We start from the raw sequence: 12,533 nt of genomic DNA, 5'->3' as shown, positions 1-12,533 counted from the left end.
AACAGGCCTCGCGCCACCCTGGTCAAGAAGTTTCTGCAACTTTCGGGGGGACGCCCTCTGACCTGCGGAAACGCGCGTCCCCCCTCTGCGTCCCCCTCCAAATCAGGGGTTTGGGGGGACGGATGCGGGGACGCCCGCTCGCGACCTTTCTGCCGTGCACAGCCACGGACGAAAGGAGCGAGTGCGATGAGTGTGGGTGACCAGCTCGGCCTCGACGACAACAGCGAACTGCTCGACCAGGCCCGCCAGAAGTGGCCGGCCTGGGTGGCCGCGGATCCACGGCTTGGAGTCGTCGAGGAGTTCGACGACCTCCGGGCCTGGCTGCCCTCGGTGGGCAGCGCAGCCTCTGACGAGGTCCTCTTGGCGCTGGCCATGCTGGCGGCTCCCGATGGCGGCGACGACATCGCCGCTGCGGCCGCGCTCGCCAAGTGCCTACTGCCCGGCGCGTGTCGGCTGGCCGGCTGGCTGAGCACCCTCCCTCCCCGCGAGGTCTTTCGCGACAGCCAGCCCGTCGCGGCAGGCTCCTGGTCGGCCGTCGAGCGGATCGACGAGCTCGTGGCCTCCCAGCTGTGGATCGAGGTCCGGACCTTCAAGTGGCGCCGGCTGCGCAAGGTTGCCGCGAACATCCTGATCAACACCCGCGTCGGCGTCCTCCGCGAGGTCGGTGACTTCTTCTACGTCTCCCGGGCCGACCGCACGTGGGCGAACACCACCCTCGTGGAGTCCTTCTCGTCCGGCGACTTGGCCGACGGCGACGCAGGAGCGTGGAGCGCCGCCGCGATGCCGACCGAACGGGTTGCCGGCGCCCTGTTCCACCGTCCCGAGATCCTCGCCGACGCCGGTCCCGAGCAGGAGGAGCCGTCGGCTACCGAGGAGCTCCTCGAGCTGTTGGCGTGGGCCTGCGAGAACCAGGTGATCAGCCCGGCCGACCGGTACCTGCTGCTGTGCCTGGTCGACGAGGCCGACCGAGTCGAGACCCGCAACCTCGCTCGCGGCTACGGCGGCCTGCTCAGCAACGAGGTGTCCAGCCGGGTCGCGCCGCGGGTCGGGGTATCCGAGGCAACCGTCCGTCGCCACGGCTCGCGCAGCATGCGCGCCCTCGCCGCGGCCGTCCCGAGGAAGTTCGGCCATGACGAATGACCGCAACCGTGATCGCTCCCACCGCCCCACGACACATAGGCGACTGGAGGTGGTGAAGCCCATGACAAACACCCAGGACGACGGCGAGTGCCGGACGCCGGAGAAGATCGCCGAGCTGTTCGCGATCGCCGGTCGCGAGATCGAGGCGATCGAGCAGCTCACCGGCTGCGTCGCCCAACTGCACGAAGTCCAGGCCGCCAAGGCAGAGCTGGCAAGCCTGACACCGGCTGAGGTCCGTGCCGCGCTCGAGTTCCGCCGCGGCGGTATCGGGGAGGCCAAGTGAGCACCCAGACCTCGAGCCGCCCGGTCGGCGTCGACGAGCTCAAGCGAGCCTGGGACGCCGTGAACGCCGGCGAGTTCCGCGCCGGCGCCGGCGCCGGCACCGGCAAGGGACCCCGCGGCCGCGGCGCCGCCGCCGCGGGCGACTGGTCGCCAGCCGCGGGAGAGCACACCATCGCCGTGTTCGGATGCGCCGGGTCGGTGGGAGCCAGCACCTTCGCCCTGGCAGCCGGCCTGGCCGCCGCCGCCCCGGTCCGGGTGATCGAGTGCTGCTCGGTCACCGCCTCTGGTCTCGCCGCGGCAAGTACCGCCGAGCTCGGCCTTCACCCGACCGACTGGCGTCAGGGCAAGCGCGACCACGTCCTGCTCGAGCGGGCCAGCGAGGTCCTCGCCGGCGTCGACGAGATCCCGCTGCCGATCGACGCAGAGAACGAGACCCAGCTGACGATCCTCGACGTCGGCTGGGAAGCCGGTCAGCTGCTGGCCACCGACTGCTGGCTCGCCGAGGCCGTCCGCACCGCCGACCAGATCGTCCTGGTCACCACCGCCACCGTCCCCGGGATGCGCCGCGCCTCGGTCGCGCTCGAGCTGCTGGCTAACCACTGGCAGCCCGAGCAGATCGCCCTGGCCGTGCGTGGGCCGCGCCGCAAGAAGTGGCCCCGGGGCCTCGAGCACGCCGGCGGCCCCGCCGTACGTCGCGTCCTGGTCGCGGACCGGTGCGTGGAGATCCCCGAGGACCGCGAGCTAGCGGTCAACGGCCTGGACTCCCGGCCCGCCCCGGCCCCCCTCATCTCGGCAGCCCGTCAGCTGCTCGAGCCCGCCCACCTGCTCACCGACACCAGCGAGAGCGCCTGACCCGCACCGGGTCAGCAAACCCAGAAAGGAAGTCCACCCATGGACGTCATGACCGCTCTCCTCCCGATGGCCGCCCAGGTCTGCCCGAAGGCGCCGCCGGGTGCCGTCGGACCCACCAACGAGATCACCAGCTACGTGCTTTGGGGCGTCATCGTCCTGTTCGGCCTCGGCATCGTGATCGCCATCGGCGCGATCATCGCCGGCCGCGTGTTCTCCCTGCCGCACGCCTCCAAGGTCGGGGTGATCTCGGTGGTGGTCGTGTTCGCCTGCGCGATCGCCTACCTGGTCCTGCCCGGCATGCTCAACGGGATCCTCGGCAAGGGCTGCATCTGATGCGGCGCGCAGCCACGAAGAAGGTTGAAGGCGCCACGGAGTGGGGCCGGCGCCGCCTGCTCGGAATCCTGGTCGCCGCCGTCGTCGTGGCTGTGCTCCTGCTCGGTGGCCTCGCCTACGCGGTCTACCTGGCCGTCGCCGGGATCGGCGAGGAAGCCAGCGCCAACATCGACGTCGCCACCGGCGAGACCGATCGGTCGACGGTGGCCCAAGGTGCCGTGCACCGCGACGAGGTAGCGGCCGAGCCGATGCTGGCGGTTCCCGAGAGCGACGCCTTCCCGGCCGAGACCACCAGCGCCAAGGCGCCCGTCATCAAGGTCCCGGCTGGCACCGGTGTGAACGGACCGGCGTTCGTGATGACCGGGTTCCCGCACACCCCCGAGGGCGCGATCGGGCAGCTCGCGCAGGTCGACCTCGCGGTGCTGCAGTCGATGAGCCTGACCACGGCGGCGGAGGTCTACAACGCCTGGGCCCTGCCCGGCGGGGTCCGCGCCGAGGAGTGGTGGATCACCGCCAGCGTCCAGGCCTTCTTGACCAGCACGGGAATGGGCGAGGTCAAGGACCCCAGCTCCTCGGTCTCCCTCGAGCCGGCCGCCGCGCTCGTGAAGGGCACCGACGGGCCCGACTGGACCACCGTCTGCGTCCTGATGAAGGTCACTGCCTCCTACAAGCAGGAAGGCCAAATCGCCTTCGCCCACTGCGAGCGCATGCAGTGGGTCGGCGGCCGCTGGATGGTCGCCCCCGGCGCCCCGCCCGCACCCGCCCCCGCGACCTGGCCCGGCACGCAGCTGGCCCACGAGGCCGGCTGGCGCACCTGGTCGACCGACGACACCACTGACCCTGACCACATCGAAGGGGACCACTGATGAAGAACCTGACGACCGGCAACGACGACTCGCGGGCAACCCTGGTGCGCATCGGCATCCTGGTGGCGATCGCCTGCATGGTGGCCACCGTCGTCTGGCTCGGTGCTCGCACCCGGGCCGACGACGACTCCGGCGGCCCCGACGCCACCGGCGGGGGCAACTCGAGCCAGACGGTCGAGAACGCATCGGTCGAGCAGGTCGCACCGGACACCGCGCCGGCCGACGGCGTCGTGATCCCGATCGGCGACGACCAGGTCGACGGCTACCCGACCGGATTTCCGGCCACCGACCTGGGCGCCGTGGCGCTGCAGGTCGAGCTGGCCAAGGCACAGCTCGGGTTCGACTACGACCAGGCCGTCACCGTCGCCCGTCTCTACGCCAACCCCGAGGACAAGGCCGTCTTCGAGGAGCGCTCCCGCGCCGCGGTCGCGCTGCGCCGCCAGCAGGCCGGCGTCGCGAAGGAGGGCGACGTGCCCGCCCCCGCGTCGTACGCCGTCACCCCGGTCGCCTACACCCTCGAGGAGCTCGACACCGGCTACTACGCGGTGAACCTGCTCAGCTACGTCACCCTCACCACCGCCGGCGGCCAGGTTAAGGACAGCCTCTACGCCGGCACCCAGCTGATGCGGTGGCTCGACGGTGACTGGCGACTGGTCCAGGGCAGCGAAGCGGACATCGAGCACCTGGTCTCGGAGGGCCAGCCGCAGGCGGTGGCGCCCGGCACCCCCGAGTTCGAGAAGGCCGGCTGGATCCGGATCAACGGAGCTCCCCAGTGAGCACCGTCATCACCGCCGTGCGCGGGGCGAGCCGACTCGGCATCGCCGCCCTGGCGCTCCTGGTGCTCACCACGGTCCTCGGTGCTGCCTCGACCCTCCAGCCTCCCGCCGCAGCGGCCGGCGAGCCGGCCGCCAGCACGACGCACCTCGCTCCAGTCGCCCCGGTGGCGACCAGCGGCACTTGGCCGGCCCGCAACCTCAAGATGGGCTGCCCGGGGCCCGACGCCCTGTGCGATCTCGGCGGCGACGCCGTCGACTGCGCCAAGGACCCGATCGATTGCGGCAAGGACGCCGCCGGCGATGTGAAGGACGGTGCCGGCGACCTTCTCGACGGCACGGGAGATCTGCTCCCCGACGGCTGCGGGATCCTCGACGCGATCTGCGGCAACATCGGCGGACTGCCCGGGCTTCCGGGCGTCCCTGGGCTGCCCGGGATCCCCGGTCTGCCGAACGTCGGTGACCTCTTCGGCGGCGGCATCCCCGGGCTGGCCGACATCCCCAACCCGTTCGAGGCCATCGGCGACGTCATCGCCAAGGCCGCGGCCGACGCCTGGACCGCGGCCATGCTCGCGATCTGGAACTCCGGCCTGTTCGTGCTGCGCATCGTGCTCACGTTCAGTGAGCTGTTCTTGACTCCGGACCTGAGCGCCGACGGCCCGGGCAAGGACGTCTACGCCTTCACCCTGTGGCTGGCGCTGGCCCTGGTGGTCATCTTGGCGATGATCCAGCTCGGCGCCGCGGCCTTCAAGCGCGAGGGCAAGAGCCTCGCCCGGGCCTTCATCGGGTCCGGCCAGTTCGTCTTGGTGTGCGCCTGCTGGTTCGGGTACTGCGTCATGATCATCGCGGCCTGCGGGGCGCTGACCAAGGCGCTGATGAAGTCGCTGCTCAAGGTGCAGACCTGGCCCGACTGGGACCCGCTCGGCGGACTCGGCATCGACGACATCACCGACGCCGGCGTGGCCACCGCTCTTGCCTTCCTCGGAATCTTCCTGTGGCTGGCCGCCATCGGGCACGTCCTGGTCTACCTGGCACGCGCGGCGTCCCTGCTGGTGCTCACCGCCACCGGGCCGCTCGCGGCCGCCGGCCTGGTCTCGGAGTTCACCCGCTCCTGGTTTTGGAAGTCGCTGCGCTGGTTCCACGCCGCGGCGTTCACCCCGGTGCTGATGGTGATGGTGCTGGGCATCGGCGTGCAGTTCGCCAACGGAGTCGCCGCCCACCTGGCCGAGGACACCGCCAAGGCGTTCGGCACCGCGCTGCCGGCCGTGATGACGATCCTGATCAGCGTCGTCGCCCCGCTGTCCCTGTTCAAGCTCCTGGCCTTCGTCGACCCCGGCACCCCCAGCGGCGCGTCGTTCCGCCAGGGCATGGCCATCCAGGGCGGCCTCCAGGGCCTGCTCAGCGGCGGCGGCGCAGGTGGCGGCTCGTCGGCTGCGTCGAGCACCGACGCCAACGGCCGCTCCTCGGGCGAGCAGAGCGCCGAAGCCTCGACCGGCGACCGGTTCAGCAAGTCGACCCAGGGCGCCCTAGGCAGCTTCGGCCCGGTCGGCCAGGCCCTGTCGACCGGCATGGGCTGGATCAACTCCGCCGGCGCGAAGGCGACCTCGCTGATGTCGGACGAGACCAACCAGGCCGGTGTCGGCCAGAGCATCTACGGCCCCGACTTCAGCGGCCTGGGTGGACGGCAGTCCGGTGGCCAGTCCGGCGGCCAGGGCGGGACCCACCCCGGGTCGCAGAACGGCGACCAGAGCGACGAGGACTCGTCGATGCCGACCCCGCCCACGCCTCCTGCGCCGCCCACCCCGCCGACGCTGCCGACCGGCGGCGGACTCGGCGGCGGACCCGGCGGCCAGGGCGGCGGAGGAGCTGACGCCGCTCCCAAGACCCCGGCCGCCGGCGGCGGGGGAGCAGCGGGAGGTGCCGGCGGCGCCGGCGCGGCAGCTGGCGGCATCCCACCGGTGGCGGTGTAACCGATGCGCCGACCGCCCCACCTCGAGCGCCGATCGACACCCACCGACCTCACTGACCAGAAGGGAAGCCGACGATGACCACCTACGCCGACTACCAGCGCGACCGCATCGGCTGGTTCTTCGGCCTCTCCGGAGGCCAGCTGATGTTCCTGGCGCTGGCCAGCCTGCCGGCGTTCTGGGCAATCAGCCGCGGAGCGTGGTTCTCCGCGTTTCTGTTCGCCCTGGTCTGGGTGTTCCTGCTGGCCATCACCGTGATCCCGGTGCGCGGCCGCTCGGCCACCGGCTGGGTGTTCGCCTCGACGATGTACGCCGTCGGCGGCCTGTTCGGCTGGACCTCGTTCCGTGCCAAGGCCACCCAAGGCCGCGGCGACGACCTCGACACCCCGGACCTGCCCGGGGTCCTCCAGGGCGTCCAGATCCACGACGGCCCGCCGCACGGCTCGCAGCTGCAGCGCGTAGCGATCATCGAGGACCACGCCATGAAGACCTGGGCGGTCACGGCCTCGATCGTGCACCCCGGCATCGGCATGAAGGACACCGAAGAGCGCGCCCGCTACGGCGAGGCCCTGGCCGGGCTGCTCGACGTCGCCGGTCGCACAGAGAAGGTCGACGAGATCCTCTTCATGGTGCGCACCGTTCCCGAGGACGGCGCCGAGCGCGACCTGTGGGTCAACCGCCACCGCCGCCCCAACGCCCCGGAGCTGTCGGAGGTCGTCAACAGCGACCTGGCCCACGGCCTCACCCAGGCATCGGTGCGCACCGAGCAGTTCGTGACGATCCTGGTCCCGGAGACCCGGATCGCGAGGTCGGCCAAAGAGTCCGGGGGCGGCTTCGAGGGCCGCTGCCGCGAGCTCTACCTGCTCATGGCCGAGATCGAGGCCCAGCTGCGCGGCCCGATGGGGATGACGACGGTGCGCTGGCTCACCAGCCCCGAGCTCGCGCTGGCCTGCCGGACCGGATTCGCCCCCGGCGACCGTGCCGGCATCGTCGAGGCCCTCTCGCTGCGGGAGAAGGACCCAAGCGTCAACGCCGACGTCCCGTGGGCGATGGCCGGCCCCTCGGGTGCCGACGCCGCAGTGCGGCACTACAGCCACGACGCCTGGAACTCGGTCAGCGCCACCATCAAGCTGCCGACCCGCGGCGTCGCGATGGGTGCCCTGGCACCGATCCTCACCCCCAGCGAGTTCGGTGAGCGGCGATCGTTCGTCGTCGCGTACCCGATCGTTTCCCAGACCAAGGCCGACCGGCAGTCCGGCAACGCCGAGTGGGCCGCCGACCTGGCCGAGGGGATGAACGAGAAGCTCGGCCGCAAGACCCGCGCCAAGCAGCGCGACGAAGCCCACAAGGCCCGCGGCCTGGACGCCAAGCTGGCCCGCGGCAACTCGCTGACCCGGCCCTACGGCGTGTGCACGGTCACCGTCCCAAAGTCGATGCGGATCACCGAGTTCGGGCGCCGCCTGGACGCCTCGGTCCGACGCGCCGGGTTCGCACCGCTGCGCCTCGACCTCGCCCAGGACGTCGGGTTCGCCGCGTCCACCATCCCCCTCGGCATGAGCCTGACCCGGAGCGGAGACGCCTGATGACCACCACCCGCCGGAACCGCCGTGGCGGCCGCGACATGGCTGCCCTTCTCTCCGACTTCGGGCACGACCTGCCCACGATCCCCACGCTCGCCCCGGAGGCCAAGGAGCCCCGGCTCTTCCGCTACGCGCCGCGCCGCGGTGCCACCCGCCGCGGCCGAGGCTGGGCCGCCGCCACCGCCCCGGCGACGGCCTGGCGGATGACCAGCGACCAGGCCCCGGTGTTCTGGCCCTTCGTCTCCGCTCCCGCCCTGCCCCCGACGGGCGCCCAGATGGGCGTCGACCAGCTCTCCGGCGGCAGCTTCTACTGCGACCCGTTCGGTTGGGTGCTGCGCGACGACGTACCTGCGACCAACCCCAACATCTTCCAGTTCGCCAAGCCGGGAAGTGGCAAGTCCGGCACCACCAAGGCGTTCTGCACCCGGATGATGCCGTTCGGCTACCGCACCCTGGTCACTGGCGACGTCAAGGACGAGTACGAGTCGCTGTGCCGCGCGCTCGGTGTCGAACCCTTCGTCATCGCCCCCGGCTTCTGGGCCCGGGTCAACCCGCTGTCCATGGGGCCGCTCGGCGACGGGTGGGAGAAGCTCTCGGCCGAGGAGGCGCAGCGCCGCGCCACGATCATCTTCAAGCGGTGGCTCGTCCTGGTCCGAGGCCTGGTCGGCAGCATGAAGATCGACGACGAGCGCCGGGTGCCGTTCGGCCCCGACGAGAGCGACGTCGTGCGCAACGCGCTGGCGATCCTCACCGGCTACGCCGCCGGCAACAGCGTCCTGCAGGAGACGACCATCCCGCGGCTGTGGGACCTGCTGCGCAACCCCACCGAGGAGCTCGTCCGGGCCTGCGAGTACGCGAACACCCGCCAGTTCATCGACGAGACCCGGCTGCTGCGCAACGCGCTCGGCGAGCTGGTCACCGGCACCCTCGCCGGCCTCTTCGACGACTTCACCAACATCGAGGTCGACTGGCGGGCCCCGATCCAGTCGTTCAGCCTCTCCCGGCTCGACGGCCTGGGCGATGAGGCCGTGGGCATCGCGCTGCTGTGCATGAACTCCTGGGGGCGTGGTCTGCGGGAGATCGCCGAGCCAGGCGACCTGCGCATCGTGGTGCGCGACGAGGTCTGGAAGCAGATGCGCCTCGGAACCGCCGCAGTGGCGAGCTTCGACGCCGACCTGCGCCTCTCACGCGGCATGGCCGGCAAGGGCGGCGACATCCAGTTCTGCAACCTCCACAAGCCCTCCGACCTGCTCTCGGTCGGCGACGCCGACTCCCAGGCCGCGATGATCGCCAAGGACCTCCTCGAGCTGGCCGACATCAAGATCCTCGGTGCCCAGAAGCCCCGTGTCGCCCGCGAGCTCGACTCCATGCTCGGGCTCGGCCCGATCGCCCAGGACCTCGTCTCCGGGTGGGCCATGCAGGACAAGGGCCGCGCCCTGTGGTGCATCGGCGACGCCACCTATAAGGTCCAGACGGTGCTCCACCCGCTGGAGAAGAAGCTCTACTACACCAACGAGGCCATCGAGTCCGCCGCCTGAGCGCGCGCGACCTCGGGACTGACCTGTCATGAAGAAGCTGCTGCTCGCGGGACTGCCCGTCCTGATCATCTTCATGGGGCTGCCGTTCCTCGTGACGCTGATGGTGGTGATGACGTCCACCGCGGCCGCCGAGTGCCGCACCCAGAGCAGCCAAGGCACCGTGCCTACCGAGCTCGGTGACCTCGGAGCCATCGACGGCCCGGTGGGCGGCCCGGTCAACGGCAAGATCACCATGGCGCAGGCCAACATCCCGCGCCGCTCCGGCCTCGACGGGTTCCGGGCCTCCATGCCCAAGGTCCTGTCCCAGAACCCCGAGTTCGTCACACTCAACGAGGCCAGCGGCTGGAGCCTGGAGCAGATCGAAGCCGCCACGCCGGGCTACTCGGCCTTCCGGGTGGCAGCCCCGGCCGGCACCGGCACCGGCGCCGAGCAGGCCATGGGCAACGTCGTGCTCTGGAAGAGCTCGACCTGGACGAAGGTCAACGGCGGCCGGGTCCAGCTCGTCGACGACGACAAGACCTTCTACGACGGGCGTCCGGTCACGTGGGACCGCTTCGCGACATGGGTGATGCTGCGCCGCGCCGACGGCTCCGTGGTCTCGGTGGTCTCCACCCACCACATGACCAACCCGCACCGTTGGCCGAAGCAGCACGGCAACCCGCCGCTGACCCGGCCCCAGCAGTACGGCGCCGGAATGGACATCCTGCTGCAGCTGCGCAACTCGCTGGCCGCCCACGGTCCGGTGCTGATCGGCGGCGACATGAACACCCAGGCCTCCTACACCGACATCCCCTGGACGGCGGCCGCGAAGATGAAGGCCGCCGGCTACGGATGGCACAACCACGGCGTCGACTTCATCTTCTTCCCGCACCACCAGGGCGCCCGTCTCGAGCAGGGCTGGGACGGCACGATGGTGTCGGATCACCACTGGCTCTCGGCTCGCATCGCGATGAACGGCGCCGGCCCGGAGAGCGCGCCCGAGACCACCACCACCACGACCGACGGGATCGTGCCCGCGGCGACCACCGCCCGGACGTCCGCTGAGACGCCGGCCGGCGACGTGCTCGCCCAGCTGATGCGGCTGCGGTTCGCGTCCAACTACCCGACCATGACCGCCGAGCAGGCCCGCAACGCGATCACCATCGCCCAGGTCGCCCGCGACCTCGAGATTCCCCGCTACGGGCTGCAGATCGCGATCGCCGCCGCGATCCAGGAGTCCAAGCTGGTCAACCTCACCGGAGGTGACCGCGACTCCGGCGGCCTGTTCCAGCAGCGCCCCTCGGCCGGCTGGGGAAGCCGGGCCGAGATCACCAACCCCGTCCTCGCGGCCCGCGCGTTCTTCGGCCAGGCCCAGCACACCGGCAGCCCCGGCCTCCTCGACATCCCCGGCTGGCAGAACATGCCGCTCACCCAGGCCGTGCAGGCCGTCCAGCGCTCGGGCTACCCCGACGCCTACGCCCAGTGGGAGGACGTCGCCGGCGACATCACCGATCTGCTCGGCGGCGACCTGCCGGACCTGCCCGACGACGGCTCCACCACGAACGTCGCCAACTGCCAGGGCGAGACCGTCAACCCCATCACCGTCGGCACCCTCAACCTGCTCGGCGCCGGCCACACCGACAAGCCGGGGGAGCGGCCCGGGTACGACACCTGGGACAAGCGACTGCCCGGCGCCATGCGCACGATCGAGAACGCCGGCGTCACGATCGCCGGCCTCCAGGAGGTGCATGGCCCGCAGGCCCAGGCGCTGGAGAACCAGTACGCGGCCAAGTGGGGGATCTACCCGGCCAGCGGGAAGGCACAGAACGGGGTGATCTGGGACCGCAACGAGTGGGAGCAGACCGACGAGCGCCTCGTCGACATCCCGTACTTCGGCGGCAAGGACGTCGGCATGCCCCTGGTGCAGCTGACCTCGACGACCACCGGGCAGGTGATCTGGGTCTGGAGCATCCACAACCCGGCCAACACTCAAGGAAACGCCGCCGGGCACCGCCAGGAGGCGCTGCGCCGCCAGCTGGCCACGATGACCGAGCTCGCCGGCACCGGCACCCCTGCGGTGATCCTGGGCGACTTCAACGACGGCAAGGACGGCAACAACTCCTCGCACTGCGCACTGACCCCTGAGCTGAGCAACGCCTTCGGCGGCTCTGCCGACCCCTGCAAGAAGCCCAAGCAGGACGCGCCGATCGACCACGTCTACGGCGCGAACCTCACCTGGGCCAGCGCCGCGGTCGACACCAGCACCCAGGCCAGCAAGATCGCTGACCACCCGCTGGTGACCGCCACCACCGCCGGCAGCAGCGCCGGGTGCGCAGTCGACTCCGACACCGCGGAGGCCAAGTACAACCTCGGCCCAGTCAAGCCGCAGCTGACCCAGCTGGTCAACATCCTCGGCCCCATGTTCGACATCAAGACCGTCGGCGGCTACCGCGAGAGCGCCACCGACCCCAACGGCCACCCGGCCGGGCTCGCGGCCGACTTCATGGTGCCACTCAGCGCGGCGGGCCGCGCGCAGGGCGACCGTCTCGCCGCCTACGCCAAGGCCAATGCCCAGAAGCTCGGCATCGACTACATCATCTGGTACCAGCGGATCTGGTCGGTCGCCCGCGCAGGCGAGGGCTGGCGGCCGATGGAGGACCGGGGGAGCGCTACCGAGAACCACCTCGACCATGTCCACATCAACGTCAAGCCCGGCGCCTCCGTCCAGCCGGTCGGCCTCGAGGGCGCCTCCTGCGACGAGGTCGTCTATCCGGTGCCCGCGCAGTACGTCGGACCCGACAACCACAACTGGCACGAGACCGGCGCGTACTGGTCCAAGTGGCACACCGGCACCGACTTCTCCGCACCCTGCGGAACCACCGTCTACGCCGCCCACGCCGGCACCATCGAGATCGACACCACCCAGCGTTCCTGGGCTGGGCCGCAGCTGGTCAAGGTCACCACCGGCGCCGGGTCCCTGACCACGTGGTACGCCCACATGGCGACCGTCAGCGTCAGCCGCGGCCAGACCGTCGCAGCCGGCGAGCCGATCGGCCAGATCGGCAAGGAGGGCAACGTCTCCGGCTGCCACCTCCACTTCGAGGTCCACCTCAAGAACGGCTCCATCTACGGCCCCGACAACGTCGATCCCTCGGCCTGGCTCGCAGAGAACGCATCACGCCCGAGCCGCGCCGTGTGATCGCACCGGAGCACTGACGGCACA

10 protein-coding genes are annotated in these 12,533 nt (G+C 71.1%); all 10 read left to right on the top strand.

What is annotated here, in order from left to right; all coding sequences use genetic code 11:
• The first annotated feature begins 186 nt into the window (after positions 1–186).
• Positions 187–1,140, top strand: coding sequence for a hypothetical protein (locus tag PD653B2_RS09810; RefSeq protein WP_085894326.1), 954 nt, complete (start codon positions 187–189; stop codon positions 1,138–1,140).
• The gene (locus PD653B2_RS09805; protein ID WP_133059068.1) at positions 1,130–1,423 is read left to right on the top strand and encodes a hypothetical protein; all 294 of its coding nucleotides are present in this window, start codon (positions 1,130–1,132) and stop codon (positions 1,421–1,423) included. Before PD653B2_RS09810 ends, PD653B2_RS09805 begins: the two co-directional genes overlap by 11 nt.
• A complete protein-coding gene (locus PD653B2_RS09800; RefSeq protein WP_085872193.1) occupies positions 1,420–2,274 on the top strand; it encodes a hypothetical protein in 855 nt (284 codons plus the stop codon). Before PD653B2_RS09805 ends, PD653B2_RS09800 begins: the two co-directional genes overlap by 4 nt.
• A gap of 39 nt (positions 2,275–2,313) precedes the next feature.
• Entirely contained in the window at positions 2,314–2,607 is a 294-nt protein-coding gene (locus PD653B2_RS09795; protein WP_011755687.1) for a hypothetical protein, read from the top strand.
• Positions 2,607–3,473, top strand: coding sequence for a hypothetical protein (locus PD653B2_RS09790; RefSeq protein ID WP_085872192.1), 867 nt, complete (start codon positions 2,607–2,609; stop codon positions 3,471–3,473). Before PD653B2_RS09795 ends, PD653B2_RS09790 begins: the two co-directional genes overlap by 1 nt.
• Entirely contained in the window at positions 3,473–4,249 is a 777-nt protein-coding gene (locus PD653B2_RS09785; protein WP_085872191.1) for a hypothetical protein, read from the top strand. The genes PD653B2_RS09790 and PD653B2_RS09785 overlap by 1 nt, the downstream gene beginning before the upstream one ends.
• Positions 4,246–6,216 carry a type IV secretion system protein gene (locus PD653B2_RS09780; RefSeq protein WP_089503922.1) on the top strand — a complete coding sequence of 657 codons (1,971 nt, stop codon included), beginning with the start codon at positions 4,246–4,248 and terminating at the stop codon, positions 6,214–6,216. The genes PD653B2_RS09785 and PD653B2_RS09780 overlap by 4 nt, the downstream gene beginning before the upstream one ends.
• 74 nt (positions 6,217–6,290) lie before the next feature.
• Positions 6,291–7,796 carry an SCO6880 family protein gene (locus PD653B2_RS09775; RefSeq protein WP_085872190.1) on the top strand — a complete coding sequence of 502 codons (1,506 nt, stop codon included), beginning with the start codon at positions 6,291–6,293 and terminating at the stop codon, positions 7,794–7,796.
• Positions 7,796–9,331, top strand: a complete 1,536-nt coding sequence (locus PD653B2_RS09770) for an ATP-binding protein (RefSeq protein WP_165763412.1) — start codon at positions 7,796–7,798, stop codon at positions 9,329–9,331. Before PD653B2_RS09775 ends, PD653B2_RS09770 begins: the two co-directional genes overlap by 1 nt.
• A 28-nt stretch (positions 9,332–9,359) precedes the next feature.
• Positions 9,360–12,509: a peptidoglycan DD-metalloendopeptidase family protein gene (locus PD653B2_RS09765; protein ID WP_085872189.1), complete on the top strand. Its 3,150-nt coding sequence runs from the start codon at positions 9,360–9,362 to the stop codon at positions 12,507–12,509.
• Positions 12,510–12,533 lie beyond the last annotated feature (24 nt).

The organism is Nocardioides sp. PD653-B2 (assembly GCF_002117935.1).
In the GTDB taxonomy this organism is placed as follows: domain Bacteria; phylum Actinomycetota; class Actinomycetes; order Propionibacteriales; family Nocardioidaceae; genus Nocardioides.
Note: the sequence above shows the minus strand (reverse complement) of the source record. Positions and strands in the feature narration are given on the sequence as shown.